Source organism: Cellulosimicrobium sp. CpK407 (genome assembly GCF_051844275.1).
Lineage (GTDB): Bacteria > Actinomycetota > Actinomycetes > Actinomycetales > Cellulomonadaceae > Cellulosimicrobium > Cellulosimicrobium cellulans_G.
The window spans coordinates 1-26,578 of record NZ_JBGNYC010000056.1; the positions used below are offsets into that span (position 1 = coordinate 1).

27 protein-coding genes are annotated in these 26,578 nt (G+C 74.0%); 14 read left to right on the forward strand and 13 right to left on the reverse strand.

Annotation, left to right across the window (positions count from 1 at the left end; translation table 11 throughout):
* Positions 1-12 precede the first annotated feature (12 nt).
* Complete coding sequence (gene sucB, locus ABWU78_RS18255; RefSeq protein WP_353709057.1) at positions 13-1,818, reverse strand: 2-oxoglutarate dehydrogenase, E2 component, dihydrolipoamide succinyltransferase; 1,806 nt, start codon at positions 1,816-1,818, stop codon at positions 13-15.
* 30 nt (positions 1,819-1,848) lie between these two features.
* Complete coding sequence (lpdA, locus tag ABWU78_RS18260) at positions 1,849-3,231, reverse strand: dihydrolipoyl dehydrogenase (protein WP_353709058.1); 1,383 nt, start codon at positions 3,229-3,231, stop codon at positions 1,849-1,851.
* 215 nt (positions 3,232-3,446) lie between these two features.
* Between lpdA and ABWU78_RS18265 the strand changes: the two genes are divergently transcribed.
* Entirely contained in the window at positions 3,447-3,809 is a 363-nt protein-coding gene (locus tag ABWU78_RS18265; protein WP_439159131.1) for an oxidoreductase, read from the forward strand.
* Positions 3,810-3,905: 96 nt separating this feature from the next.
* Here ABWU78_RS18265 and ABWU78_RS18270 read toward each other — a convergent pair whose 3' ends face one another.
* Complete coding sequence (locus ABWU78_RS18270; RefSeq protein WP_353709059.1) at positions 3,906-5,411, reverse strand: leucyl aminopeptidase; 1,506 nt, start codon at positions 5,409-5,411, stop codon at positions 3,906-3,908.
* A gap of 103 nt (positions 5,412-5,514) precedes the next feature.
* On the opposite strand from ABWU78_RS18270, the gene ABWU78_RS18275 reads away from it, so the two are divergent.
* From ABWU78_RS18275 to ABWU78_RS18290, 4 genes are read left to right on the forward strand one after another with little or no spacing between them, the layout of a single operon-like run.
* Complete coding sequence (locus ABWU78_RS18275; RefSeq protein ID WP_253050112.1) at positions 5,515-5,871, forward strand: hypothetical protein; 357 nt, start codon at positions 5,515-5,517, stop codon at positions 5,869-5,871.
* A gap of 16 nt (positions 5,872-5,887) precedes the next feature.
* A complete protein-coding gene (locus ABWU78_RS18280; protein WP_353709060.1) occupies positions 5,888-6,388 on the forward strand; it encodes a hypothetical protein in 501 nt (166 codons plus the stop codon).
* Positions 6,385-7,497, forward strand: a complete 1,113-nt coding sequence (locus ABWU78_RS18285) for a quinone-dependent dihydroorotate dehydrogenase (RefSeq protein WP_353709061.1) — start codon at positions 6,385-6,387, stop codon at positions 7,495-7,497. The genes ABWU78_RS18280 and ABWU78_RS18285 overlap by 4 nt, the downstream gene beginning before the upstream one ends.
* Entirely contained in the window at positions 7,494-7,703 is a 210-nt protein-coding gene (locus tag ABWU78_RS18290; RefSeq protein WP_253050103.1) for a hypothetical protein, read from the forward strand. Before ABWU78_RS18285 ends, ABWU78_RS18290 begins: the two co-directional genes overlap by 4 nt.
* A 36-nt stretch (positions 7,704-7,739) precedes the next feature.
* On the opposite strand, the gene ABWU78_RS18295 is transcribed toward ABWU78_RS18290, so the two are convergent.
* Positions 7,740-9,251: a PLP-dependent aminotransferase family protein gene (locus ABWU78_RS18295; RefSeq protein ID WP_353709062.1), complete on the reverse strand. Its 1,512-nt coding sequence runs from the start codon at positions 9,249-9,251 to the stop codon at positions 7,740-7,742.
* 62 nt (positions 9,252-9,313) lie between these two features.
* On the opposite strand from ABWU78_RS18295, the gene ABWU78_RS18300 reads away from it, so the two are divergent.
* Positions 9,314-10,027: a YczE/YyaS/YitT family protein gene (locus ABWU78_RS18300; protein ID WP_353709063.1), complete on the forward strand. Its 714-nt coding sequence runs from the start codon at positions 9,314-9,316 to the stop codon at positions 10,025-10,027.
* A 62-nt stretch (positions 10,028-10,089) separates the two neighbouring features.
* On the opposite strand, the gene ABWU78_RS18305 is transcribed toward ABWU78_RS18300, so the two are convergent.
* Both ABWU78_RS18305 and ABWU78_RS18310 read right to left on the reverse strand, forming a co-directional pair.
* Positions 10,090-11,103, reverse strand: a complete 1,014-nt coding sequence (locus ABWU78_RS18305; RefSeq protein ID WP_439159132.1) for an aldo/keto reductase family protein — start codon at positions 11,101-11,103, stop codon at positions 10,090-10,092.
* Positions 11,104-11,149: 46 nt separating this feature from the next.
* Positions 11,150-11,743, reverse strand: a complete 594-nt coding sequence (locus ABWU78_RS18310) for a DUF3043 domain-containing protein (RefSeq protein ID WP_253050090.1) — start codon at positions 11,741-11,743, stop codon at positions 11,150-11,152.
* Positions 11,744-11,870: 127 nt separating this feature from the next.
* Between ABWU78_RS18310 and ABWU78_RS18315 the strand changes: the two genes are divergently transcribed.
* The 3 genes from ABWU78_RS18315 (at position 11,871) to ABWU78_RS18325 (ending at position 15,532) form a co-directional block, all read left to right on the forward strand.
* Positions 11,871-13,328, forward strand: a complete 1,458-nt coding sequence (locus ABWU78_RS18315) for an MFS transporter (protein WP_353709065.1) — start codon at positions 11,871-11,873, stop codon at positions 13,326-13,328.
* 24 nt (positions 13,329-13,352) lie between these two features.
* Positions 13,353-14,036: a TetR/AcrR family transcriptional regulator gene (locus ABWU78_RS18320; protein ID WP_353709066.1), complete on the forward strand. Its 684-nt coding sequence runs from the start codon at positions 13,353-13,355 to the stop codon at positions 14,034-14,036.
* 74 nt (positions 14,037-14,110) lie between these two features.
* Positions 14,111-15,532: a dipeptidase gene (locus ABWU78_RS18325; RefSeq protein WP_353709067.1), complete on the forward strand. Its 1,422-nt coding sequence runs from the start codon at positions 14,111-14,113 to the stop codon at positions 15,530-15,532.
* 37 nt (positions 15,533-15,569) lie between these two features.
* Here the strand turns inward: ABWU78_RS18325 and ABWU78_RS18330 are convergent, their stop codons facing one another.
* From ABWU78_RS18330 to nadA, 4 genes are all read right to left on the reverse strand, one after another.
* Positions 15,570-16,394, reverse strand: coding sequence for a hypothetical protein (locus ABWU78_RS18330; protein WP_353709068.1), 825 nt, complete (start codon positions 16,392-16,394; stop codon positions 15,570-15,572).
* Positions 16,395-16,442: 48 nt separating this feature from the next.
* Positions 16,443-16,973: an acyl-CoA thioesterase gene (locus tag ABWU78_RS18335; RefSeq protein ID WP_439159133.1), complete on the reverse strand. Its 531-nt coding sequence runs from the start codon at positions 16,971-16,973 to the stop codon at positions 16,443-16,445.
* A gap of 162 nt (positions 16,974-17,135) precedes the next feature.
* The gene (locus ABWU78_RS18340; RefSeq protein ID WP_253050075.1) at positions 17,136-17,735 is read right to left on the reverse strand and encodes a DJ-1/PfpI family protein; all 600 of its coding nucleotides are present in this window, start codon (positions 17,733-17,735) and stop codon (positions 17,136-17,138) included.
* Positions 17,736-17,787: 52 nt separating this feature from the next.
* A complete protein-coding gene (gene nadA, locus ABWU78_RS18345) occupies positions 17,788-18,996 on the reverse strand; it encodes a quinolinate synthase NadA (protein ID WP_353709516.1) in 1,209 nt (402 codons plus the stop codon).
* 114 nt (positions 18,997-19,110) lie between these two features.
* Here nadA and ABWU78_RS18350 point away from each other — a divergent pair, with 114 nt between their 5' ends.
* Positions 19,111-20,313: a glycerate kinase gene (locus ABWU78_RS18350; RefSeq protein ID WP_353709070.1), complete on the forward strand. Its 1,203-nt coding sequence runs from the start codon at positions 19,111-19,113 to the stop codon at positions 20,311-20,313.
* Positions 20,314-20,325: 12 nt separating this feature from the next.
* Here the strand turns inward: ABWU78_RS18350 and ABWU78_RS18355 are convergent, their stop codons facing one another.
* Positions 20,326-20,754 carry a VOC family protein gene (locus ABWU78_RS18355; protein ID WP_353709071.1) on the reverse strand — a complete coding sequence of 143 codons (429 nt, stop codon included), beginning with the start codon at positions 20,752-20,754 and terminating at the stop codon, positions 20,326-20,328.
* Positions 20,755-20,945: 191 nt separating this feature from the next.
* On the opposite strand from ABWU78_RS18355, the gene erpA reads away from it, so the two are divergent.
* Positions 20,946-21,296 (forward strand): iron-sulfur cluster insertion protein ErpA, encoded by a 351-nt coding sequence (erpA, locus tag ABWU78_RS18360; protein ID WP_047234275.1) that lies wholly within the window; start codon positions 20,946-20,948, stop codon positions 21,294-21,296.
* A gap of 104 nt (positions 21,297-21,400) precedes the next feature.
* On the opposite strand, the gene ABWU78_RS18365 is transcribed toward erpA, so the two are convergent.
* Together ABWU78_RS18365 and ABWU78_RS18370 are read right to left on the reverse strand one after the other, a co-directional pair.
* Positions 21,401-21,634 carry a sulfurtransferase TusA family protein gene (locus ABWU78_RS18365; RefSeq protein WP_353709072.1) on the reverse strand — a complete coding sequence of 78 codons (234 nt, stop codon included), beginning with the start codon at positions 21,632-21,634 and terminating at the stop codon, positions 21,401-21,403.
* 17 nt (positions 21,635-21,651) lie between these two features.
* A complete protein-coding gene (locus tag ABWU78_RS18370; RefSeq protein WP_353709073.1) occupies positions 21,652-22,797 on the reverse strand; it encodes a cysteine desulfurase family protein in 1,146 nt (381 codons plus the stop codon).
* Positions 22,798-23,197: 400 nt separating this feature from the next.
* Between ABWU78_RS18370 and ctaC the strand changes: the two genes are divergently transcribed.
* From ctaC to ABWU78_RS18385, 3 genes are read left to right on the forward strand one after another with little or no spacing between them, the layout of a single operon-like run.
* Positions 23,198-24,118 carry an aa3-type cytochrome oxidase subunit II gene (gene ctaC, locus ABWU78_RS18375; protein WP_253050061.1) on the forward strand — a complete coding sequence of 307 codons (921 nt, stop codon included), beginning with the start codon at positions 23,198-23,200 and terminating at the stop codon, positions 24,116-24,118.
* On the forward strand, positions 24,118-25,941 hold the full coding sequence (gene ctaD / locus ABWU78_RS18380) for an aa3-type cytochrome oxidase subunit I (RefSeq protein WP_253050058.1): 1,824 nt from the start codon (positions 24,118-24,120) through the stop codon (positions 25,939-25,941). The genes ctaC and ctaD overlap by 1 nt, the downstream gene beginning before the upstream one ends.
* Entirely contained in the window at positions 25,938-26,336 is a 399-nt protein-coding gene (locus ABWU78_RS18385) for a cytochrome c oxidase subunit 4 (protein WP_047234280.1), read from the forward strand. Before ctaD ends, ABWU78_RS18385 begins: the two co-directional genes overlap by 4 nt.
* Positions 26,337-26,578: the final 242 nt, after the last annotated feature.

Here is a 26,578-nt window from a genome sequence, read left to right on the forward strand (position 1 = left end):
GAGCGCGGAGCGTCAGAGGCCGACCTCGGCCTCGAACGCGCCCTCCTCGATGCGGTTCTTGATCGTGGTGAGGAAGCGCGCGGCGTCCGCACCGTCGACCAGGCGGTGGTCGTAGGACAGGAAGATGAAGCACGTCGAGCGGATGCCGATCGTGTCGTTGCCGTCCGCGTCCGTCACGACGACCGGGCGCTTGGTGATGGTGCCCGTGCCGAGGATCGCGACCTGACCGACCGGGACGATCGGCGTGTCGAAGACGGCGCCGCCCGAGCCGGTGTTGGTGATCGTGAACGTCGCGCCCGCGAGCTCGTCCGGACCGACCTTGTTGGCACGCGTGCGTGCGCCGAGGTCGGCGATCTTGCGCGCGATGCCGGCGAGGTTGAGGTCGCCCGCGTCCTTGATGACGGGGACCACGAGGCCGCGCTCGGTGTCGACCGCGATGCCCACGTTCTCCTGGCCGTGGTAGGTGATCTCGTCCTCGCCGAAGGTCGCGTTGATCTTCGGGTAGGCCTTGAGCGCCTCGACCGCGGCGAGCGTGAAGAACGGCAGGAACGTGAGGTTCGCACCCTCGCGCGCCTTGAAGTCCGCCTTGGCGCGGTTGCGCAGGGCGGCGACGCGGGTGACGTCGACCTCGACCGCCGTCGTGAGCTGGGCCTGCGTGCTCAGCGCCTCGACCATGCGGCTCGCGACGAGCTTGCGCAGACGGCTCGTCTTCTCGGTCGTGCCGCGCAGCGGCGAGACGGCCGGGACGGAGGCCTTCTTCGGGGCACCACCGGCGGGAGCCGCGGGAGCGGCAGCTGCGGGGGCGGCCTTGGCCTCCTCGGCCTTGCGGGCGGCCTCGAGCACGTCCTCCTTGCGGATGCGGCCGCCGACGCCCGTGCCCGTGAGGGTCGACAGGTCGACGCCCTTGTCCGCCGCGAGCTTGCGCACGAGCGGGGTGAGGTACGTGCCGCCGGCCTTCGCGGCCGGGGCCGGGGTCGCACCCGGTGCGGACGGCGCGGCGGGCTTCTCGGCCGCGGGGGCCGGGGCGCTCGTGGCCGGGGCCGGCGTCTCCTCCTGCGCGGCCTGGGCCGGGACGTCCGCCTCGCTCGCCGGGGTGCGCGCCTCGGTCGGGGCCGGGGCGGGCGCAGCCTCCTGCTTCGGGGCCTCCTGGGCGGGCTCGGCCGGTGCCGCGGGGGCGGCGGCCGGGGCGGCGCCCGAGCCGACGATCGCGAGCACGGTGCCGACCTCGACCGTCTCGTCCTCCTGGACGAGGATCTGCTGGACGGTGCCGGCCACGGGCGAGGGGACCTCGGTGTCGACCTTGTCGGTCGAGACCTCGAGCAGGGGCTCGTCGACCTCGACGGTCTCGCCGACCGACTTGAGCCACCGGGTCACGGTGCCCTCGGTGACGGACTCGCCGAGCGCGGGGAGCCTGATCTCCTCACCGCCGGAGGACTGCGGCGCGGGAGCGGCCTGCTGGGCCGGGGCGGGCTCGGCGGGGGCCTCCTGCGCGGCCGGCTGCTCCGGCTCGGGCTCCGGCGCGGCCTGGGGCGCGGGCTCCTCGGCCGCCGCGGGGGCGGGGGCGGCGTCGCCGCCGCCGGAACCGTCGCCGATCACGGCGAGGTCGGTACCGACCTCCACGGTCTCGTCCTCCTGGACGAGGATCTGCTCGAGCACGCCCGCGACGGGCGACGGGATCTCGGTGTCGACCTTGTCGGTCGAGACCTCGAGCAGCGGCTCGTCGACGGCGACGGTGTCGCCGACCGACTTGAGCCAACGGGTGACGGTGCCTTCGGTGACGGACTCGCCGAGGGCCGGCATCTGCACGTTCTCAGACATGACCTGCCTGGTCTCCTTCGATCGTTGGGGTCAGTTGTGGGCGTGCAGAGGCTTGCCGGCCAGGGCCAGGTGCGCCTCTCCGAGTGCCTCGTTCTGGGTGGGGTGGGCGTGGACCAGGGCGGCGACGTCCTCGGGGTACGCCTCCCAGCCCACGATGAGCTGGCCCTCGCCGACGAGCTCGCCGACGCGGGCACCGATCATGTGCACGCCGACGACGGGACCGTCCTTGCGGCGCACGAGCTTGACGAAGCCGCTGGTCGCGAGGATCTTGCTCTTGCCGTTGCCGGCGAGGTTGTACTCGAGGGTCTCGACCTGGTCGGCCCCCCACGTCTCGGTCGCCGCAGCCTCCGTGACGCCGACGGACGCCACCTCGGGCTCGCAGTACGTGACGCGCGGGATCGACGACTCGACGATCGGCGTCGGGTCGAGCCCGGCGATCTGCTCCGCGAGGAAGATGCCCTGCGCGAACCCGCGGTGCGCGAGCTGGAGGCCGGGCACGATGTCGCCCGCGGCCCAGATGTTCCCGACGCCCGTGTGCAGGCGCTCGTCGACGATCACGAACCCGCGGTCGAGCGTGATGCCCTGCGCCTCGAACCCGAGGTCGGCGGTGCGCGGCCCGCGCCCGACGGCGACGAGCAGCAGCTCGGCCTCGAAGGTCTTGCCGGACTCGAGCGTGACGGTGACGCCCGAGTCGGTCTCCTTGACGCCCGCGAACCGGTCGCCCAGGGAGAACTGGATGCCGCGCTTGCGGAACGCCCGCTCGAGCGACTTCGACAGCGCCTCGTCCTCGTTGGGCACGAGGTGGGGCAGCGCCTCGACGATCTGGACGTCGGCGCCGAACGACTTCCACACGCTCGCGAACTCGACGCCGATGACGCCGCCGCCGAGCACCACGACCGACTTCGGGACGCGGTCGAGCCGCAGCGCCTGGTCGGAGGTGATGACGCGGCCGGCGATCTCGAGACCGGGCAGCGAGCGCGCGTACGAGCCGGTCGCGAGCACGACGTGGCGGCCGGTGTACCGGGTGCCGTCGACCTCGACGGTGTCCTGCGACACGAGCCGGCCGTGCCCCTCGACGAACGTGATGCCGCGGGAGGCGACGAGCCCCTGGAGGCCCTTGTAGAGGCCCGCGACGACGCCGTCCTTGTAGCCGTTGACGCCTGCCATGTCGATGCCGTCGAACGAGCTGCGGACGCCGAACTTCGCGCCCTCGCGGGCGCCGTCGGCGAGCTCGGCCGCGTGGAGCAGGGCCTTGGTGGGGATGCACCCGTTGTGCAGGCAGGTACCACCGAGCTTGCCCGACTCGACGAGCGCGACGGAGAGGCCGAGCTGGGCGGCGCGCAGCGCCGTGGCATAGCCGGCGCTGCCTCCGCCCAGGACGACGACGTCGAATGGTGTGCCGGGTTCGGCCACGTGCGACTCCTTCAGCGAGGGGAGAGCGAGGGCGGACGTGCACGGCACGTCGACGGGCCGGACGGGAACCGCTGGCCCACGGTGCGTGAACGTTCTCCGGGTGCCATCTTGGCACCTCGGGCACGGGCTCCCCAATCGAAACCAGGGCCTCGCGGCTGTGACGCTGCAGACAGCGGGGCCACCGTATGACCAGGGTCACGCTGTACCCTGCCGCTGTGCCCCGGCTGCCCAAGCTGTCCAGCCTGTTCTCCCGCCGCCCCCCGACGACCTCGTCGCCGGGCGGCGCCGCCGCCGCGCCGTCGGACGCCCGTCGCGCGACGCTCGCCCACCTCCAGGACTTCGTGCGCACGCGCGTCGGGGTCGAGGCGTACGTCGAGCCGCCCACGCAGGACACGGGGGCGACGCTGCTGCTCATCGCGACGACGGGCGAGTGGACGCGCCGGCGCGTCCCGGACGAGAAGACGGCGTTCGACGTCGCCGGCTCGCTGGGCGTGCCCGTCTACAACGTGCGCTTCACCGGCTACCCGCAGCGCATGCGCGACTGGAACTCCCGCCAGCGCCGTCGCCGGACCTCCTGACACCGCTCGACCCGGCGATCTTCCGGTGTCGAGCAGGTGGTCCTGGTTCGTCCGGGCGACGGGACGGACCAGGACCACCTGGTCGGCGAGACCGGGTCAGCGGCGGGCGCGGCCCTCGACGAGGCCGAGCAGGGTGCGGACGGCGACGCCCGTGCCTCCGACCGGGGTGTAGCCGTGGGCCGAGCCCTCGTTGAACGCGGGGCCGGCGATGTCGAGGTGCGCCCACGGCGTCTCGCCGACGAACTCCTGCAGGAACAGGCCCGCGACGAGCATGCCGCCGAACCGGTCGCCGATGTTCGCGAGGTCGGCGACCTTCGACTTCAAGGACGCTCCCAGCTCCTCGGGCAGCGGCATCGGCCAGAACTGCTCGCCCGCGGCGTCGGCCGCCGCGACGACCTCGGCGCGCACGTCGTCGGCGCCCATGACCGCGGAGACGCGGTTGCCGAGCGCGACCATCTGGGCGCCGGTGAGCGTCGCGACGTCGAGCACGACGTCGGGCTTCTCCTCGACGGCGGCGACCAGGCCGTCGGCCATGACGAGGCGGCCCTCGGCGTCGGTGTTGAGCACCTCGACGGTCTTGCCGCCACGGATCGTGATGACGTCGGACGGACGCTGCGCCGTGCCCGACGGCATGTTCTCCGCGAGGCACAGCCAGCCCGTCACGGCCACGGGCAGCCCGAGGCGCGCGGCGGCGACGACGGTCTGCAGCACGGCGGCGGCGCCGGCCATGTCGGACTTCATCGCCTCCATGCCCTTGGCGGGCTTGATCGAGATGCCGCCCGAGTCGAACGTGATGCCCTTGCCCACGAGCGCGACCTTCGCGGCGGGGCGCGACGGCGCGTAGGCGACCTTGACGAGGCGCGGGCCGCGCGCCGAGCCCTGTCCGACGCCGACGAGGCCGCCGTACCCGCCCGCGACGAGCGCCTTGTCGTCGAGCACCGTGACCTTGAGGCCCTTGGCGCCCGAGTCCTTGACGGCCTGCTTCGCGACGTCGGCGAACGCGGCGGGGAAGAGGTCGTTGGGCGCGGCGTTGACGAGGTCGCGCGTCGCGTTCACGGCCGCCGCGACGACCTTGGCCCGCTCGACGGCAGCCTTGGCCGCGGAGCTGCGCGTGCTCCCGGCGAGGACCTCGACGGTCGCGGGCGGGCGGTTCGCGGCCGACGACGCGGCCTCGCCCGTGCGGTAGCGCGCGAACGCGTAGGCACCGAGCAGCGCTCCCTCGGCGACGGCGCCGAGCTCGGCCTCGTCCTCGACGGGGAGCGCGACGGCGACCGACGTCGTCCCGGCGAGCGCGCGCAGCGCGGCACCGGCGGCGCGGCGCAGCGCCTCGGCGCTGAAGGTGCCGTCGGCGCGCCGTGCGCCGAGGCCCACGAGCACGAGCACGTCGGCCTTGAGCTCGGGCCCGGCGGGCACCTTGCGGACCTCGTCGGCGGCGCCCGTGATGCCGAGCGCGGGTGCGAGGTCCTCGAGGGAGGCGACCACCGGACGGGGCAGGTCGCCCCCGACGATCGCGACGCCGTCGGACGTCGTGTGGGTGCCGACGACGAGCGCGTCGACCTTGGCACCGGCGGGATTCTTGCTGGAGACGGTCAGTTCAGCCACCCCGCGATGCTATCCCCGGGGACGGCGCCCCTGCCCCCGTGACGTCGGTGGGACCTGTGGACCGATTCCGTGGCCGCGGGCCGCCCCCGGTACGCTCGGCCGCGTGGTCCTTCCCCTCCTGCTGCTCGTGGTCGCGGCGTGCGTCGCGCTCGCCGGCTGGGCTCTCGTGTTCGTCGTGCGCGACCGCGCGGTGATCCTGCGCCAGCTCTGGGGTGCGGCCGTGATCGAGGGGCTGATCCTCGTGCAGGCGGTCGTGGTGGGCGTGCTCGGCGCCACCGGGACCGCGCCGAGCGACCCCGTGCTGCTGTGGGGCTACCTCGTGACCACCCTCTTCATCCTGCCCGTCGCCGCCCTGTGGGCCTTCGCGGAGCGCTCGCGCTGGAGCTCCGTCGTGCTCGCGGTCGCCGCGCTCACCGTCGCGTTCCTCGAGTGGCGCCTGTGGCAGATCTGGAACGCCTGACCTGGAGGTCCTCGCCATGAGCGCACCCGCCGCCCCGGACGGGACGCCGCACCCGCGTCGCACGAACGCCGGCTTCGGCCGGGTCCTCGTCGCCGTGTACGGGATCTTCGCGCTCGCGGCCTCGGCCCGGGCCGCCGTGCAGCTCCTGCGCGACTGGCACGAGGCGCCGCTCGCGTACGCGCTGTCGGGGCTCGCGGCGGCCGTGTACGTCGTCGCGACGATCGCGCTCGCGCGGGGCGGCCAGGTCGCGCGGCGCGTCGCGTGGGTCGCGGTGGGCGTCGAGCTCGTCGGGGTGCTCGCCGTCGGCGCCTTCTCGCTCGCCGACCCCGAGGCGTTCCCCCGCGCCACCGTCTGGTCCGGCTTCGGGCAGGGCTACGGCTACGTGCCCCTCGTCCTGCCCTTCGTCGGCCTGTGGTGGCTCTGGCGCACCCGCCCCGGCGGGACGTCGGCGACCGTCGCCACCCCGAGCGCCACCAGCACCCGCACCGACACCGACGCCCCGGAGGACGCCGCATGACCCGCCGCCGCCCGCTCCTCTACGGACTGCTCTTCGACACCGTCTTCCGCCGCATGGACCCGGAGCGCGCGCACCACGTCGCGTTCGACCTGATCGGCGCCGTCGGCCGCGTGCCGGTGCTGCGCGACGTCGTGCAGGGGGCGCTCGCGCCCTACCTGGGCCGCGCGGCCGGGGGCCGGGGCAGCGTCGAGGTCCTGGGCAAGGTCTTCCCCGCGCCCTTCGGCCTCGCGGGCGGGTTCGACAAGGACGCGCGCGCCGTGCGCGGCCTGACCATGCTCGGTTTCGCGTTCGTCGAGATCGGTACGGTCACCGCGCACGCGCAGCCCGGCAACGAGAAGCCGCGGCTGTGGCGCGAGCTCGACGTGTCGGGCGTGCGCAACCGCATGGGGTTCAACAACGAGGGTGCCGCGGCGGCCGCCCGGCGCCTCGCCGCGCTGCGCTCGACCCGCGCGGGCCGCGCCGTGCTCGTGGGCGCGAACATCGGCAAGACCAAGGTCACGCCCGCGTCCGAGGCCGCGGGGGACTACGCGACGAGCGCGAGCCTCCTCGCGCCGTACGCCGACTACCTCGTCGTCAACGTGTCCTCACCCAACACCCCGGGCCTGCGCGACCTCCAGGAGGTCGCGTCGCTGCGCCCGATCCTCGTGGCGGTGCGCGAGGCCGCGGACGCCGCGACCACGGACGCGGGAGCCGCCCGCGTGCCGCTGCTCGTCAAGATCGCGCCCGACCTCGCGGACGAGGACGTGGACGCGGTCGCCGACCTCGTCGACGAGCTCGACCTCGACGGCGTCGTCGCCGTCAACACGACGATCGGGCACGACCGGGGGCCCGGCGGGCTGTCCGGACCACCGGTGCGCGCCCGGGGCCTCGCCGTGGTCGCGCGCCTGCGCGAGCGCCTCGGCCCGCGTCGCGCCATCATCGGCGTCGGGGGCATCACGACCGCGCACGACGCCCGTGACTACCTGCACGCGGGCGCCGACCTCGTCCAGGGGTACACCGGGTTCCTCTACCAGGGCCCGCTCTGGGCGGCGCGCATCAACCGGTCGCTCGTGCGCCACCCGGAGCCGGGCGAGCACGTGCGCGGCGCCGAGGCGAGGGAGGCACGATGATCCGGCCCCAGTGGGTCTGGGAGCTCGACGACGCCGAGGGAAGCGTCCTCGCCACGCCCGTGAGCCCCGTCTTCACGACGCAGTACGACGCGGAGCAGTGGCTCGGCGAGACCTGGCGGGCCCTCGCGGCCGAGGGCGCCGTGGTCGCGCGTCTCCTGCACGACGGGACCCAGGCGACCGCGCCCGTGGAGCTCCGCTCGCGCTGACCGCGGTTGCCCGCTCTCCGACGGCCCAGGGCGTGCTCAGCCGGCCACGCGCGCCCACGCTGCGGCGAGCCGGGGCACCGCCCGCTCCAGCTCCTCGGGCGGTCGCGAGAACGTGAGGCGCAGCCGGTCCGCGGCGCTGCCGTCGGGGGTGAACGTCGGGCCGGCGTTGACCAGGACGCCCTCCGCGGCGGCCGCGGCGGCGAACGCCTGGGCGACGGGCGCGCCGACGTCGACCCACAGGGACAGCCCGCCCTCCGGCACGTGCACGCGCCAGTCGGGGAGCGCCGCGCCCAGCAGCCCGCACAGCAGGTCGCGCTGGGCGCGCAGCGTCCTGCGGCGCTCGGCGAGCACGCTGCCCGCGTCGTCGAGCAGCTCGACGACGGCGAGCTGCTCGAGCACCGCGGTCGCGATGTCGGCGGACTGCCGGGTGCGCGCGAGCCGCGCGACGAGGTCGGGGTGCGCGCGGACCCACCCGACGCGCAGCCCGCCCCAGAACGACTTGGACGCCGACCCGACGGTGACGACGTACGGCGAGGCCCCGTCCCCGGCGAGCGGCTCGGCGACGGGGCCGACGGCGTCCGGGTCGCCCTCGAGGTCGAGGTCCGTGAGGGTCTCGTCCCCGACGACGGTCACGCGGTGGCGCGCGGCGGCCTCGCGCACCCCGGCCCGCTCCTCGGGGGTGAGCGTGTACGCGGTGGGGTTGTGGAAGTCCGGTACGAGGTACACCAGCCGCGGCGAGACCTGGCGCAGCGTCGAGCCGAAGAGGTCGACGTCGAACCCGGGCGCGTCCTGCTCGCGGCCGGGGTGCGACTCCCGGTCACCGCGCCCCACGGGGACCGGGACGAGCCGCGCCCCGGCGCGGCGCAGTGCCTCCATCGCGTGGTAGTAGGTGGGCGACTGCACGACGGCGCGGTCGCCGCCACCGAGGAGCGTGCCCGCGAGCGTGGTGATCGCGTGCTGGGCGCCGGTCGTGACGAGGACCTCGTCGGGCGTCGTCGCCGTGCCGCGCCGGGTGTGGTGGTCGGCGATCGCCTCGCGCAGGACGCCGACGCCGTACGGCTCGTACCCGCCTCCGGACAGGTACTCGGGGAGGCGTTCGAGCGCGCGCGAGTACGCGCCGTGCAGCCCGCTCGGGGCGGCGGAGGTCGCCTGGGAGAGGTCGGCGAGGTCGATCGGTGCGACGTGCGGGGCCGGTGCGGGCGGCGCGTCGCCCCCGCGGGCACGGGGCGCGGTCCGGGGCCGGGTCGCGCGGGGGAGCACGACGACGGTCCCCGACCCCGTCCGGGAGCGCGCGAAGCCCAGCTCGCGCAGCCGCCCGTACGCGGCCGCCGTGGTGGTGCGGGAGACGCCGAGCGCGACGGCGAGGTCGCGCTCGGACGGGAGCCGCGTGTGCGGGGCGAGCGTGCCGGCGAGGACGGCGGCGCGCAGCGCGTCGGCCAGCGCGGTGTACGCGGGGCCGCCCGCGTGCCAGCGACCCAGCAGCCGCGCCGCGGCGGCGGGGGAGAGGTGGCGGTGGACGTCGACGGACCCAGGCGGGGCGAGACTCATAGGGCCACTCTCTCGCGATTGGCTATGGATGTCGATGCCACTTGGTCGTCAGGATGGCTCGCATGAGCCCCACCCGTCGTGCCGTCCAGCTCCTCCTCGGCCTCCTCGCCTACGCGCTGTCCATGGCGATGCTGCTCCACGCGGGCCAGGGCGGGATGCCGTGGGACGTCCTGCACCAGGGCGTCGTGCTGCGCACCGGGCTGCCGTTCGGCGTCGTCGTCGGGTCGCTCAGCGTGCTCGCGCTGCTCGCGTGGATCCCGCTGCGGCAGCGCCCGGGGATCGGGACGATCGCGAACGTCGTCGTCATCACCCTGACCATCGACCCGGCGATCGCGCTCGTGACCCGCCTCGTGCCCGACCCCGGCGTCGCCGCGAGCGTCGCGCTCGCCGTCGGCGGGATCGTGCTCAACGGGCTCGCGACCTCGGCGTACCTCGGGGTGCGCCTCGGGCCCGGCCCGCGCGACGGGCTCATGACCGGCCTCGTCGCGCGCACCGGGTGGTCGGTGCGCCTCGTGCGCACGCTCATCGAGGTCGTCGTCGTGTCGCTGGGCTGGGTGCTCGGCGGCACGCTGGGCTGGGCGACGGTCGCCTACGCGCTGGGCGTGGGGCCGATCGTCCAGCTCACGGCGCGCTGGTTCGCCCCGCGGGGGCTCGCGGACCCGCGCCCCGCCCGGGTGCGTCGTCGGGCGCACGCCGAGTCGGAGCCGCGGGAGCCCGTCGCCGCGACCACAGGCCCCCGGCCGGGCGAGGGAGGCATGCCCGAGCCCGGCCGGTGAGGAGACGACGACGGCCCCGGCGGATCGCCGCCGGGGCCGTCGTCGCGCACGACGTGCCGGAGTCAGGCGACGCGCGTCTGCGGTGCGTTCTCCGCGGTCTTGCGCGGGTCGCGCTCGACGACGTCCCCGAGGACGTCGTCGATGCGCGCCAGGAGCTCGGCCGGGATCGTCACCCCCGACGCCTTGACGTTCTCGGCGACCTGCTCGGGCCGCGACGCACCCACGAGGGCCGCAGCGACGTTGTCGTTCTGCAGGACCCACGCGATGGCGAGCTGCGGCATGGTGAGCCCCAGCTCGTCCGCGACCGGCTTGAGGCCCTGCACGCGCGTGAGGACGTCGTCGGTCATGAACTGCGAGATCCCACCGCGGCCCGCCTTCTCGTCGGCCGCGCGCGACCCGGCCGGTGCCGCCTGGCCGGGCAGGTACTTGCCGGACAGCACGCCCTGGGCCATCGGGGACCAGACGATCTGCGACAGGCCCAGCTCGCGCGAGGTCGGCACGACCTCGTCCTCGATGACGCGCCACAGCATCGAGTACTGGGGCTGGGAGGAGATGAGCTGGAAGCCGAGCTCCTTCGCGAGCGCGGCGCCGGCGCGGATCTGGTCGGCGGTCCACTCGGAGACGCCGATGTACAGGGCCTTGCCCTGCCGGACGATGTCGGCGAACGCCTGCATCGTCTCCTCGAGCGGCGTCTCGGTGTCGTACCGGTGCGCCTGGTAGAGGTCCACGTAGTCGGTGCCGAGCCGCTTGAGGGAGCCGTTGATCGACTCCATGACGTGCTTGCGGGACAGGCCCGTGTCGTTGGGGCCGCCGGGGCCGGTCGGCCAGTAGACCTTCGTGAAGATCTCGAGCGACTCGCGCCGCTGTCCCTTGAGCGCGTCGCCGAGCACCTGCTCGGCCTTCGTGTTCGCGTAGACGTCCGCGGTGTCGAACGTCGAGATGCCGGCGTCGAGCGCCGCGTGGACGCACGCCTTCGCGACGTCGTTCTCGACCTGGGAGCCGTGGGTGAGCCAGTTGCCGTAGGTGATCTCGGAGATCTTGAGACCCGAGTTGCCGAGGTAGCGGTAGGTGGGCATGGGCTCAACCTAACCGCCGGACGGTTGCCTCAGGAACCGCTCCGGCTCACTCCGGGAAGACGCCGTGCTTCTTGTGCGTCGGCTTGGGCAGGCGTGCTCGGCGCAGCTGGAAGGCCCGCATGACGGCGTACATCGTCGTGCCCTTGGGGATCTCGCCGAACTTCGCGAGCAGGCGCTTGCGCAGGCGGCGCCACATGATGAAGCCGTCCACGACGGTCAGCAGCACGATGACGTAGAGCGTCATCACCGTGAGGAACGCCAGGTCCTGGTTTTGCGCGGTGAGGAACGAGAAGACGATGAACACCAGCGCGACGGGCAGGAAGAACTCGCCGAGGTTCCAGCGCGCGTCGACGTACTCGCGCACGTAGCGCTTGACCGGGCCCTTGTCGCGCGGCGGCAGGTAGCGCTCGTCGCCCGTCTGCATCGCCTGGTACTGGCGGTCGCGCATCTCGCGCTGCTTCTCCCGCGCGGACTTCGCGGCGGCGCGACGGTCGTTCGGCACCAGGGGGCGCTTGTTCGCGGCCTCGGAGACCTTGCGCTTGGGCGTCGGGCGGCCCTTGCCGGCCCGCTCGATCTCGGCCGCCTGCTCGACAGGGTCGGGGGCGGCGGGGGTCGCGGCGGACTTGTTGCGGGAGAACACCCCTCCAGCGTAGTCGAGCCGGACGAGTGCTCGGCGTCGTCGATCCCTCCTCCGGTAGGGGTGGTCAGGAGCAGCATCCGCCAGTAGCGTTACAAGACGATACGTAATGTTGCCGGAGGAGAGAGCCATGAGCCGCACGACCGAAGCCACCGTGACGACGACCGTCCGGGCAGGACCCCAGGAGTGGGCGGGGCTGGTCCTGCTCGTGCTCCCGATGCTCATGGTCGCGACCGACCTCACCGTGCTGTTCTTCGCGCTGCCCTCGATCATCGTGGACCTGGACGCCTCGGCCACGCAGGCGCTGTGGATCTCCCACGTCTACGGCTTCCTCATCGGCGGGACGCTCGTCACCGCCGGGCGGCTCGCGGACCGCGTCGGCGCACGTCGGCTTCTGCTCGTCGGGGCGACCGCGTTCGCCGCCCTGTCCGTGCTCGCCGCGACCGCGTCGAGCGCGGAGACGCTGATCCTCGCCCGGGCACTGCTCGGCGTCGCGGGCTCGACCCTCATGCCCGCGCTCTTCTCCCTCCTGCGCCAGATGTTCCGTGCCGATGCGCAGCGGCGCCTCGCGATCGCGATCCTCTTCAGCGCCTTCTCGGTCGGCGCCGCGATCGGGCCGGTCCTGGGCGGTGCACTCCTCGAGCGGTTCTGGTGGGGTTCCGTCTTCCTCGTCAACGTGCCGCCCATGCTCGCGCTCGTGCTCCTCGGACCGTGGCTCCTACCGAGGCCACGCGGGACGAACGACGCGGGGCGGCTCGACCTGACGAGCGTCGCACTGTCCGTCGTGGGGATGCTCGCCGTCGTCTTCGGTCTCCAGGAGCTCGCGGCCGGTCCCTCCGGAGGCACGACGGCGGTGCGTGACGCCGCCGTGATGGTCGCCGGAGTGCTGCTGCTCGGGCTCTTCGCCCGACGCCAGCGACGGCTCCCCGACCCGTTGCTCGACCTGCGCCTCGTCACGGCGCGGCGGCCGGCCGCCGCCCTCGGCACGCTGCTGCTGACCGGGATCGGCGTCGTCGGGGTGTACTACCTGTTCACCCAGCACCTGCAGCGCGCGGCCGGTCTGGACCCGCTCGAGGCGGGCCTGTGGACGTTGCCGTACGTCGCGGTGAACATCCTCGGCGCGCTGCTCGCTCCTGGTCTCGCCTCCCGGTTCCGCCCCGAGGTGGTCGTCGCCGTCAGCCTGGTCGTGATCGTCGCGGGGGCCGTGCTGACCGTGGTCGTCGGGTGGGCGGGGGCACCCGTGCCGGCGCTCGCGGGGTCGGTCGCCGTGCTCGGCCTCGGGCACGGTGCCGCGGCGGCGCTCGTGAGTGACCTCGTCATCTCGTCGGCGCCACCCGAGCAGACGGGTTCCGCCGCCGCGACGCAGGAGGTGTCCGCCGAGCTCGGTACGGCGCTCGGCATCGCGGCGGCCGGGGTCCTGTCCGTCGTCGTGCACCGCTCGGCACTCCGTGACGGCGCGGCTCTCGCGGAGGACGGCGGCGCGCCCGCCCAGGGGCTCCCGGCCTACGCGGTCGTCGCGGCGCTGCTCGTGGGTCTCGCGGCGACGCTCGTGCTCCGGGTCCTCGTGCGCCCGGACCGTCGCGGCTGACGGTCCGCGGATACGATCACGACCATGTCCAGCGCTTCCGGCATCCCGACCCCGGGCGGTGGTGGCCGGCCGCGTGACCGCCAGATCGACCGCGCGGTGCTCGACGCGGCGTCCGCGCTCCTGGACTCCGGGGGCTACGCGCAGCTGACGCTCGAGAAGGTGGCACGCCGTGCCGGGACCACGCGGCCCGCGATCTACCGCCGCTGGGCGGGGCGCGCGCCGTTGGCCCTCGCCGCGATCGCGGCCCGGATGAGCGTCCCCGAGGCGCCGGACACCGGGTGCACCCTGTGCGACCTCGGCGAGAGCCTCGGAGTGTTCCTGGGCGCGTACCGCGCGACCAGGCCGGACGTCCTCGCTGCGCTGTACGCGGAATGCGCGCCCGACCCGGCGCTGCGCGAGCGCTACCTCGCCGTGGTGGTCGAGCCGTCGCGGCGGGCCGTCGCCGCGACCCTCGCCCACGCGGCGGCGCGTGGCGACCTGCGCGAGGACGTCGACCAGGACCAGGTCGTGGACCTGTTCGCGTCGCTCGTCCAGTACCGCACGCTGTTCGGCGACACGCACCTGAGCGACACGGAGGCCGAGAGCGCGATCGAGCTCGTCCTCCGTGGCCTCGCCGTCGACTACGACGCGCTCCTCGCGCGCAGCGCGGCGCTCGAGCTCGAGCACCGGGGCGGGCCGGACGCGCCGCACGTCCACCTCCCGGGCTGACTCGACCAGCGAGGGAAGAGTCTCGGGGATGCGGCAGAGCCCACCGCACGTCCGGTTGTCGTACCGTGCTCGTCGTGACGAACTCACCTGAACCCACCGTCCCCGCGCCCGGCACCGCGACCGACCCCGAGCTCGCGACCACGCTCCGCGAGACCGTCGCGCGCCTGTTCCCCGCGCTGCGTGCGGACCTCGAGTCCCTCGTGCGCGTGCCGAGCGTGTCGAACGCCGCGTTCGACCAGGCGCACGTCGCGGCGAGCGCCGATGCCGTGGCGGCGCTGCTGCGCGACGCCGGTCTGCCCGAGGTGCAGGTGCTGCGCGCTCGGGCCGCCGACGGCACGGAGGGCGCGCCGGCCGTCGTCGCGCGCCGTCCTGCGCCCGACGGCGCCCCGACCGTCCTCCTGTACGCGCACCACGACGTGCAGCCCCCGGGCGACGCCGCGACCTGGGAGTCCGACCCGTTCGAGCCGACCGAGCGCGACGGGCGCCTGTACGGGCGCGGTGCGGCGGACGACAAGGCGGGAGTCGTGGCGCACCTGGGTGCGCTGCGCGCGCTCACGGAGGTCGGTGACCTGCCCGTCGGGGTGACGGTCTTCGTCGAGGGCGAGGAGGAGATCGGCTCGCCGACGTTCCTGCCGTTCCTCACGCAGTACCGCGACCTGCTCGCGGCGGACGTCATCGTCGTCGCGGACTCGTCGAACTGGAAGGTCGGCGTCCCCGCGCTCACGACGTCGCTGCGCGGCCTCGTCGACTGCGAGGTCGAGGTCGCCGTGCTCGACCACGCGGTGCACTCGGGCATGTTCGGCGGTCCCGTGCTCGACGCGGTGACGCTGCTCGCGCGGCTGATCACCACCCTGCACGACGACGCGGGCAACGTGGCCGTGCCCGGGCTCGTCACGGCGGACGAGCCGACCGTGGACTACGCCGAGGCCGACTTCCGCGCCGACTCCTCGCTGCTCGACGGGACCGTCCTCGCAGGCGAGGGCAGCATCGCGGGCCGGCTGTGGACCAAGCCGGCGATCGCCGTGATCGGGCTCGACGCGCCGAGCGTCGCGCACGCGTCGAACACCCTCACGCCCCGCGCGACCGCGAAGCTCTCGGTGCGGCTCGCGCCGGGTCAGGACCCGGCGGCCGCGATGGCGGCGCTGCGTACGCACCTGGAGGGGAACGCTCCGCTCGGCGCGCGCGTCACGGTCCGCGACGGCGAGCAGGGCAAGCCGTTCCTCGCCCCGGGTGACTCCGAGGCGATGCGGGCCGCGCGGTGGGCGTTCGCGACGTCGTGGGGCACCGACCCGGTCGACATCGGCGTGGGCGGGTCGATCCCCTTCATCGCCGACCTGCTCGAGGTGTTCCCCGACGCGGCGATCCTCGTGACGGGCGTCGAGGACCCGGACTCGCGCGCGCACGGCGCGAACGAGTCGGTGCACCTCGGCGAGCTGGAGAAGGTGGTGCTCGCCGAGGCGCTCCTGCTCGCCCGGCTCGGCGGCGCGGTCGCCTGACCCGACCGTCCGTCCGTGCGCGGCGGCGCTCGACCGGTCAGCCGGGGAGCGCCGCCCGCAGGTCGGCGGCCTCGGCGAGGGCGTGCTCGACGACGGTGCGCACGTCAGGGGAGAGGGCGGCCGCCAGCGCGTCGAGGTCGTCGAGGTGCGTGCGGGCAGCGTCGGGATCGTCCGCGAGGACGGCGAGCTCGGCGAGGTAGGCGAGGGCGCGCACGCGGTCGGCGACGTCGGCGTCGTCCCCGGCACGCCGCAGCGCGCCCGCGAGGATCTTGCGCGCCTGGACGGGGTCGCCGTGCGAGTCCGCCTGCACGACGGCGTCGTCCAGGGCCCGGGCGAGCCGTCCCTCGGGCCGCGCGGCGTACGCGTCGACGGCGGACGCCCCAGCCGCGTCCGTGGTCGGCGCCGCCGCGGCGGGAGGGCGGCGCATCACGCGGACCCAGTTGCCGGCGGGGTCCACGAGGCTGAATCCCGTCGTGCCGCCCGCGTTCGCGCGCCGTCGGGGTCGGGTGATCCGCGGGAACCCGGTGAGCGGCAGGCGCCCGTAGCGGGCGCGCAGCCCCGCGGCGAACGCCTCGAAGACGGGCGCCGTGTCCTCCACGACGACGATGCACGTGCTGTAGCTGTCCTGCGGCTCGATCCCGTCGAGCCCGAAGTAGTGGATGTCCACGCCGCCGCGCCGCACCGCGAGGTACGGGTTCGGCCGGAGCTGGCGGTACGTCACGTCGAAGCCGAGCGCGGTCCAGAAGTCGCGCAGCTCGTCGATGTCCCGGCAGGGCAGGGCCGGGACCATGGTCGCGTCGAACGGGTCGGTGGCGGGGTGGTCCGGGTGCGGGTCAGAGTCAGGGGCTCGGTCGGCGGTCACCGTGCCATCGAAGCACCCGACCCCCGCGCGCGACCAGGGCGCCGGTCGTCAGCCGCGGTGCGCGACGTCGACCGCCCGGGACCACCGGTCGACGTCGTCCGGGAGCTCGGGAGAGGTGACGTCGCCGCCGAGGAGCCCGACGACGTCGGGGGCGGCGATCCGGTCGCCCGACCCGCGCGCCAGGAACCGGCCCGCGACGAGGCCGCGCGCGCACAGGTCGGCGCCGCGCGTGAACACCTGCTCGAGGTAGACGACGCGCTCGTCCCACCCGAGGACGCGCGTCGTGATCTCGAAGCGGTCCCACAGCTGGAGGGAGCGGCGGTACTTCATGGTCGACGCCGCGACGACGGGGTACCAGCCCTTGTCCTTGAGCAGGGGGAACCCGCCGAGATCGGCGATGAAGTTGCTGCGCGCGACGTCCATCATCTGGAGGTACGTCCCGTTGTTGACGTGCAGGTAGAAGTCGAGGTCGCCGGGGTGCACGCGCATGCGGGTGACGGACGGCTCGAGGACGCCCCGGCCCGGCACGGCCTTGCGCGGCAGCGTGCTGGCGACGAGGAGCTGGATCTGGCGGGTCACCCGGGCAGGCTACTACCTCGCACGGGCGGTATCAGGTACCTTCGCCGGCGGGCGGGGCGTGGAGGTCTCGGCCCGCCACGGCGCCTCCTGCCCGTCCGCGCGGCGAGCCGGACGGTCGCCGCCAGAGCAAGATGCCGTCGGCGTCAGGGTGACGCGGCCGCCTCAGACCGGCGGGTCGGGGTCGTACTGGATCCCGCGGCGCACGGCGCGCGCGACGTCGTCGCTCTCCAGGCGCGCGACGAGGTGCAGGGCCATGTCGATCCCCGCGGACACGCCCGCGGACGTGACGACGTCGCCGTCGTCCACGAAGCGCGCCTCGGTGTCCAGCACGACGCTCGGGTCGATCTCCGCGAGCTCGTCGTAGTGCGCCCAGTGCGTCGTCGCGGGCCGCCCCGCGAGCAGCCCCGCCGCGGCGAGCACGAGCGACCCCGTGCACACGCTCGCGATGACGGGGGTCTGGGCGCGCATCGCGCGCAGCCACTCGAGGTGCACGCGGTCCGCGAGCAGCGAGCGCGTCCCCCAACCGCCCGGGTAGACGAGCAGGTGGAGCGGGCCGACGTCGTCCGCCGAGCGGTCGGGGAGCAGCCGCAGGCCCTTCGCGAGCCGCACGCCGCCGCCGTCCCACGAGAACGTGGACACGTGCGGCTTGAGCGCCGAGTGCTCGGCCCACGCGGACAGCACCTCGAACGGCCCGGCGACGTCGAGCTCCTCCGCCTCGTCGAACACGAAGATGCCGACGTTCATGCCGTTCCCGGTGCTCATGCCATACCTCCGCGTGCCCCCGGCTGCTCGAGGGACCTCGGCTCCCGTCGGGCTAGATGCCCGGCAGGGCGAGCATCTGGTCGAGCGCGACGCGCGCCCAGTGCGCGTCGTCCGCGTCCACGACGATCCGGTTCACGACGCGGCCCGCGACGAGCGACTCCATCGCCCACACGAGGTGGGGCAGGTCGATCCGGTTCATCGTCGAGCAGAAGCACACCGTCGAGTCGAGGTAGTGCACCTGCTTGTCCGGGTGGGCGCGCGCGACGCGACGCACCAGGTTGAGCTCGGTCCCGATCGCCCACGACGAGCCCGGCTCGGCGGCGTCGAGCATCGTGATGATGTACTCCGTCGACCCGACGAAGTCCGCCGCCGTGACGACCTCGTGCTTGCACTCGGGGTGCACCAGGACGTTGACGTCCGGCACCGCGGCGCGCACGTCGCTCACGTTCTTCGCCGAGAACCGGCCGTGGACCGAGCAGTGCCCGCGCCAGAGGATCATGCGCGCGTCGCGCAGCTCGGCGTCCGTGAGGCCGCCGTTCGGCTTGCGCGGGTCGAACACGACGCAGTCGTCGAGCGACATGGCGAGCTTCAGCACCGCCGTGTTGCGACCGAGGTGCTGGTCCGGCAGGAACAGCACCTTGCCCGTGCCGTCCACGCCACCCACCTGGTCGAACGCCCAGCGCAGCGCGACCTCCGCGTTCGACGAGGTGCACACGGTGCCGCCGTGGCGACCCGTGAACGCCTTGATCGCGGCCGAGGAGTTCATGTACGTCACGGGGATCGTGGAGTCGGCGATGCCGACCTCCTCGAGCACGTCCCACGCGTCCTCGACCTGGTCGATCGCCGCCATGTCCGCCATCGAGCAGCCGGCCGCGAGGTCCGGCAGCACGACCTGCTGCGCGTCGGACGTGAGGATGTCCGCGCTCTCCGCCATGAAGTGCACGCCGCAGAAGAGGATGAACTCCGCCTCGGGCCGCGCCGCGGCCTCGCGCGCGAGCTTGAACGAGTCGCCCGTCACGTCGGCGAAGTCGATGACCTCGTCGCGCTGGTAGTGGTGACCGAGCACGAACGCCCGCTCGCCCAGCGCGGCGCGGGCGGCCCGGGCGCGCTCCACGAGGTCCGGGTCGCTCGGCGCGGGCAGCTCGCCCACGCACTCGACCCCGCGCTCGGACGCGAGGTCGCGGCCCTGGCCCAGCAGGAGCAGGGCGGAAGGACTGGGTTCGGCGAACCCGCCCTGGCGCGAGGTGTTCGGCCCGTCCACGGACGACAGCAAGGTGCTACCAGTGCTCACGGCACCATCGTCGCACAGCGCCGCCGCGGCCGAGCGGGCGTCCCGCGGGGACCGGACGGGCGTGCGCCCTGGCACAATCCGGGCATGCGCGTGCTGCTCACCGGGTCCGCCGTCCCACCCGTGCCCGACGGCGCGTGGCCGGCCGCGGCGGCCGCGTCGCCACCCGTCCCGGCAGGGCCCTCGCTCGACGACGTCGCGGGCTGGTGGGCGCCGCACGCCCAGGTCGAGACCGTGCCGCTCGCAGCGTCGGGGCCCGCGTTCCTCGACGCGGTCGCGCCCGTCGCGCCCGAGGTGCTCGCCGGAGCGGTCCCGGGGCCGGACGGGGACGACGTCCCGGTCGCGGTCCGCCGTCGGACGCCGGGCGGCGAGGGCACGGGCACGCGCCGGACCGTCTACGTCGACGCCTCCCAGGTGCCCGCCACCGGCGCCGGCGACGCGGGAGCGGTGACCGTGCCCGCGCGGTCCTCGACCGCCGTCGGCCACCTCCTGGCGCTCGCGGCCGACGCCGCACGCGGACCCGACGGGGCGCCCGGGCGGGTCGTCCTCGCCACCGGCGGGAGCACGAGCCACGACGCCGGGCGCGGGGCGCTCCTGGCGCTCGCGGGGGCGGCGTCGCTCGCCGGCGACCCGGGGACCGCCGTCCCGACCGACGTCGTGCGCGCCGCGCGGGCGGCGCTCAGGGGCGCCGACCTCGTGGCGGCCGTCGCGTCCGACGTCCCGCTGCTCGGCCTGCACGGGGCGAGCGCGGTGCTCGACGCCCGCGGCGTGGACCCCGCGGTGGCCCAGCACCTCGAGCGCGCGCTCGGCGCGGTCGCGCACGGCGTGGCGTCCGCCGTCGACCACGCGGCGGAGACCGGGGGAGCGGGCCGCGCGCTCGCGGGCCGGGACCTCCTCGCCGCGGCGACGGCAGGCCGTCGCCTGGCCGGACTGCCCGGGGCCGGGAGCGGGGGCGGGCTCGCCTACGCGGTCGCGGCGCTGGGCGGTCGGCTCGTGCCCGGGCTGCGCGTCGTCGCCGACGACCTGGGCCTGGACGCGCGCCTGGCGGGTGCGGAGGCCGTCGTCGTGCTCGCGGACGAGCTCGGCGCCCACGAGCTGGGGGACGGGACGGTGCGCGAGGTCGCGGTCCGCGCCGCGCACCACGCGCTCCCCGTCGTCGTGGTGGCGCGCGCGGTCGTCGCGGGGCGGCGTGAGCAGGCCGCCGCGGGGCTCAGCGGCGCGTACGCGTGGGGCGACGGCGACCCGCGCGCGCTCGTGGAGCGCGTCGCGCGCACCTGGTCGCGCGGCTGACGGCGGGGCGCCTCAGCCGAGGTCGACGGTCCCGTCCGCGCGGACGGACCAGGCCGGGTTGTGCGCGACCTCCCACACCAGCCCGTTGGGGTCCGCGACGTGAGCGTGGAAGACGCCGCCGAACTCGCCCTCCTGCGGCGCCTTGCGGACGGTCCCGCCCGCGTCGACCATCGCCTGCACGAGCTCGACGACCGCGGCCCGGGACCCCACGTTGTGCGACAGCGTGAGGCCCGTCGTGGCGGGCGTCGCGTCGGGGGTGCCGGCGTCGCGCGCGAAGGCCGACTCCTCGAAGAAGCCGAGGAGCTGGCCCGCCGCCGAGCGGTAGAAGACGATCTCGCCCGGCACGTCGAGCTGCGCGGTCCAGCCGAGCGCGCCGTAGAAGGCCCGCGCGGCGTCCAGGTCGCGCGTCGCGACCGTCACGAAGTGCAACGACTGGTCCATGCGTCTCCCGTCGGGGGGCCGCGCCACCGGTGTGGCGCGGGCTCCGTTCGACCGTACGTCGTCGCGTGGTCGTAGACTCGGGAACACGACCGGCACGAGTGGTGTTGAGGACCTGACGGGATCTCTCTCGAGAGGTCCGTAGAAGCCGGCCACCACCGGGGCAGCACTGCCCCCGACAGCGCGGAGACGAGATGAGCGAGACCACCGACATTGCCACGCACGGCGTCAACCTGACCGACGGGGCCGCGGACAAGGTCCGCACCCTCCTCGAGCAGGAGGGTCGCGACGACCTGCGCCTGCGCGTCGCGGTGCAGCCCGGCGGCTGCTCCGGCCTGATCTACCAGCTCTACTTCGACGAGCGCGTGCTCGACGGCGACGCGCTGCGCGACTACGACGGCGTCGAGGTCGTGGTCGACAAGATGAGCGTCCCGTACCTCGAGGGCGCGACGATCGACTTCGCGGACACGATCGAGAAGCAGGGCTTCACGATCGACAACCCCAACGCGGGCAGCGCCTGCGCCTGCGGCGGCTCCTTCAGCTGACCCGCCCGGCGTGCCCCGCACGCCGCACCGGACCGCACGAGCCCGGCCACCCGCACCGCGGGTGGCCGGGCTCGCGTCGTCCCGGCGGCGAGCCCGGCGAGACGTCAGGCGCCGAGCTCGACCGTGATCGCCCAGGCGCCCTCGTCGTGGTCGTCGCGCGCGAGCGGCTCGTCGCCGACGACCGTGTGCCCGCGCATCCGTGCCCAGGCCGGGACGTCGAGGCGCGCGGCCGGATCGGTCGACCACACCGTCAGGCGCGTGCCCGGGTCCCGGTCGCGCGCCGCCGCGGCGAGCCGGATCACCGGCAGCGGGCAGCGCAGACCGCGTGCGTCGACCACGTCGGGAGCGTCGCCCGTCACAGGCCCTGCACCCCCAGCGTCGCTCGCACGCGCGCGACCGCCCCGGGCAGCGCGTCGAGCAGCCGGTCGACGTCCGCCGCGCTCGTCGACCGGTCGAGCGCGATGCGCACGTTCCCGTGCGTGAGCACGCCCATCGCGGCCAGGACGTGCGACGGCTCGAGGGAGCTCGACGTGCACGCGGACCCCGACCCGACGGCGACACCCTCGCGGTCGAGGTCGGTGAGCAGGGCCTCGCCGTCCACGTAGAGGAACGAGAACGTCGCCACGTGCGGCAGGCGGTCGGCCGGGTCGCCGACCACCTCGACGTCGGGGATCTCGGCGACGCGCGCCCGGACCCGGTCGACGAGCGCACGGCGGCGCGCGTCCTCGGCCTCCCGGTCCGCCAGCACGGCCTGGAGCGCGACGGCGGCCGCGAACGCCGCGGGCACGGACACCCCTCCGGGTGCCCACGGGTCGGGGTCCTCCGGGAACGGGCTGCGCCGTCGGACACGGGAGCGGACCGCGAGCACCCCGACCCCGGGACCTCCGCCCCAGTCGGCGGGGTCGGCGGCGAGAGCGTCCCACGACGCGGGGACCACGTCGTGGCCGACGCTCGCCCCCGCGTCGACGAGGAGCGGGACCCCGGCCGCGCGCGCGGCGTCGTGCACCGCCACGACGGGCTGGCGCGTGCCCACCTCGCCGTTGGCGAGCTGGAGCGCGGCGAGCGCGACCCCCGGGCGCGCGACGGCGTCGGACATCGCGGCCGCGTCGACCCGGCCTGTGCGGTCCACGTCGACGACCTCGCGCTCGAGCCCGCCGTGCTCGGCGGCGTGCAGCACGGCGGCACGCTCGACGGCGCCGACGACGACCCGTCGGCCGAGGCGTGCGCGTGCGCCGGACAGGGCGGCGACGCCGGTGTGCAACGACGCCGTGTGGGAGGGCGTGAAGTGCACCTCCTCCGTCCGCACGCCGAGCGCGGCACCGACGGCCTCGCGTGCGCCGTCGAGCAGCGCGGCGGCACGACGACCCTCCGCGTGCAGGCGGCGGGGGTCGGCCCAGCCGTCGTCGAGCGCACGGTCGAAGGCCTCGCGCGCGAGGGGGTGCCAGGGCGCGCGCCCGCCGTTGTCGAGCCGGGCCCGGCGGACGGGGGTGGTGTGTGTCACATGGCCTCCTGGGCGCTGGCGGTCGGGCCGCGTGGGCGCGGCGCGGGCGGGCGAGCCGGTCGACCGCGCCGGGGTGGCGCGTCGCGGGTCTCCCGCGGGGCGTCGGATCGTTGCGCTCGCGCGGACCGCGACGCGGCGTCGGTGCGAGCCCGGACGCTCCACCGGCACGGTACCGCCCTGCCGGGCGGAGCGTCCGTGTGGCAAGGATCTGACAGACCTGGCGCGGGTGTGGTGAACCCGCCCTGACCGGCGGCGACGTGTGCCGCATCTCGCCCGTCCAGCGCGCGTTCCGGGGCACGAAGGGCGGAATCCCGCGCTAGGCTTCGTGTGTCGAGGACGAAGGTCCTGTGCTGGGCTCGTAAAGACGGGTTCGGGCAGGACGTGACGTGAAAGGCCCCCCTTGCACTCGCAACCCCCTAGCCGCACACGGCGCACCATCCTGCGGGCGACGGCCCTCGCCGTCGCCGTCGCTGCGGTGGCGTCCGGCTGCGCCAGCGACACGGTCCAGCGCGGGTTCCTGCCCGGTTACGAGGACGGGGAGGTGACCAACCAGACCGCCCGGATCACGTCGCTGTGGACCGGCTCGTGGATCGCCGCCCTCATCGTCGGCGTCATCACGTGGGGCCTCATGCTGTGGTGCGTCGCGGCGTACCGCAAGCGCAAGGACGACCACCGGCTCCCGGTCCAGACGCGGTACCACCTGCCGCTCGAGATCATGTACACGGCCGTGCCGATCATCATGGTCCTCGTCCTGTTCTTCTACACGGACCGCGACATGTCCGCGATCGTGGACAAGGACGTCGAGTCGGACATGACCGTCCAGGTCATCGGCAAGCAGTGGAGCTGGGACTTCAACTACGTGGACGAGGACGTCTACGAGACCGGCCAGCACCTCGCCGACGTCGGCGGCACCATGACCGTGGACGCGGAGATCGACGGCGCGCCCGGTACGTCGGAGGCGCTGCCCACGCTGTACCTGCCGGCGGGGGAGAGCATCCGCTTCGTCCTGGACTCGCGCGACGTGATCCACTCGTTCTGGATCCCGGCGTTCCTCTACAAGCTCGACATGATCCCCCACCGCACCAACGAGTTCGTGGTCACCCCGCAGCGCGAGGGCGTCTACGCCGGCAAGTGCGCCGAGCTCTGCGGCGAGCACCACTCCGGGATGCTGTTCAACGTCGAGATCGTCGACCGCGCCGAGTTCGACGCGCAGATGGAGGCGCTCCGCGAGAAGGGGCAGGAGGGCCAGATCCCGGTCGAGGGATTCAGCCGCCTCCAGGACCCGAACCCCGTCCCCGCTAGCACGGAGGGTGAGCACTGATGGTCGCGCAGGCCGAAGTCATCCCCGGTCTCGCCCCTCGGCGTCAGACCCTCGGTCGGACCGTGATCAAGTGGGTCACGTCCACCGACCACAAGACGATCGGGTACATGTACCTGATCACGTCGTTCATCTTCTTCTGCATCGGCGGCCTCATGGCCCTCGTGATCCGCGCGGAGCTCTTCGAGCCCGGGATCCAGATCGTGCAGAGCAAGGAGCAGTACAACCAGCTCTTCACGATGCACGGCACGATCATGCTGCTGCTGTTCGCGACCCCGCTGTTCGCCGGGTTCGCCAACGTCATCATGCCGCTGCAGATCGGTGCGCCGGACGTCGCGTTCCCGCGACTGAACATGTTCGCGTACTGGCTCTACCTCTTCGGCGGTCTCATCGCCTCGGCCGGCTTCTTCACGCCGCAGGGCGCGGCCTCGTTCGGGTGGTTCGCCTACGCGCCGCTGTCGAACACGACGTTCAGTCCGGGTCTCGGGGGAGACCTGTGGGTGTTCGGCCTCGCGCTCGCCGGCTTCGGCACGATCCTCGGTGCCGTCAACTTCATCACCACGATCATCACCATGCGCGCGCCCGGCATGACGATGTTCCGCATGCCGATCTTCACGTGGAACACGCTCATCACGAGCCTCCTCGTGCTCATGGCGTTCCCGCCGCTGGCCGCCGCGCTCTTCGCGCTCGGCGCCGACCGGCGCTTCGGTGCCCAGATCTTCAACCCCGAGAACGGGGGCGCGATCCTCTGGCAGCACCTGTTCTGGTTCTTCGGGCACCCTGAGGTGTACATCATCGCGCTGCCGTTCTTCGGCATCGTGTCCGAGATCTTCCCGGTCTTCGCCCGCAAGCCGATCTTCGGCTACAAGGGCCTCGTCTACGCGACGATCGCCATCGCGGCGCTGTCCGTCACGGTGTGGGCGCACCACATGTACGTGACCGGCGCGGTCCTGCTGCCGTTCTTCGCGTTCATGACGATGCTCATCGCGGTCCCGACCGGTGTGAAGTTCTTCAACTGGATCGGCACGCTGTGGCGAGGCAAGCTCACGTTCGAGACACCGATGCTGTGGTCGATCGGCTTCCTCGTGACCTTCCTCTTCGGCGGCCTGACGGGCGTCATCCTGTCGAGCCCGGCCATGGACTTCCACATCTCCGACTCGTACTTCGTGGTGGCGCACTTCCACTACGTCGTGTTCGGCACCGTGGTGTTCGCGATGTTCGCGGGCTTCTACTTCTGGTGGCCCAAGTTCACCGGCCGGATGCTCAACGAGCGCCTCGGCAAGCTGCACTTCTGGCTGCTGTTCATCGGCTTCCACATGACGTTCCTCATCCAGCACTGGCTGGGCGTCGAGGGCATGCCGCGCCGCTACGCGGACTACGCGCCGTCGGACGGCTTCACGTGGGAGAACCAGGTCTCGACGGTCGGGGCGTTCATCCTCGCCGCGTCGACGCTGCCCTTCCTCTGGAACGTCTACACGACCTGGCGCAACGCGCCCAAGGTCGAGGTCGACGACCCGTGGGGCTACGGCCGTTCGCTCGAGTGGGCGACGTCCAGCCCGCCCCCGCGCCACAACTTCACGTCGCTGCCGCGCATCCGCTCCGAGTCGCCCGCGTTCGACCTGCACCACCCCGAGGTCGCGGCGATGGATCACGCCGAGCCGAACCCGAACGTCCTCGAGCAGGTCTACGGCGAGGCGGACCGTCGCGGTGAGAAGAGCGTCGCGCTCGACCGCCTGAGCGGCTCGGAGGCCGCGAGCGACTCCACGACGACCACGATCGTCGACGAACCCCGCACGGGCACGACGGACGAGGAGGCCGGGAAGTGAAGGTCGAGTACAAGCTGTTCCTCTACGGGACGCCGTTCTTCATCGCCGCAGGGCTCGTCTACGGCTTCTGGAGCCACTGGGAGCCCGTCGGGTCGGTCGCCATCCTCCTGACCGGCGCGCTGGTCGCGATGATCGGTGCCTACCTCATGCTCACGGCGAAGCGCATCGACGCCCGCCCTGAGGACGACCCCGAGGGTCTCATCGAGCAGGGCGCCGGCGACCAGGGCGTGTACGCCCCGTGGAGCTGGTGGCCGCTCGCCATCGCCGGCTCGGCCGCGATCGTCTTCCTCGGCCTCGCCGTCGGCTGGTGGCTCGTCTACGTAGGGATCGCCCTCGCCGCGGTCGCCCTCGTCGGCTGGGTCTTCGAGTTCTCCCGCGGCCAGCACGCCCACTGATCGACCCGACGTCGTCGCGACGTCCGAACGGCCCGATCCCCGTCCGGGGACCGGGCCGTTCGTCTTTCGTCGACCGGCTCGACGACATCGCGCGCCACCTCTTCGTGACGACTGACTGAGCCCGACGCCGCCCCCGTCAGGCTGTCGAACACGACATGAGGGTCGTTATCCGATGGATAACGACCCTCATGTCGTGTTCGCCGGCGGGCGGTGTCGTGCTCGCCGGGCGGGTGTCGTCTGGC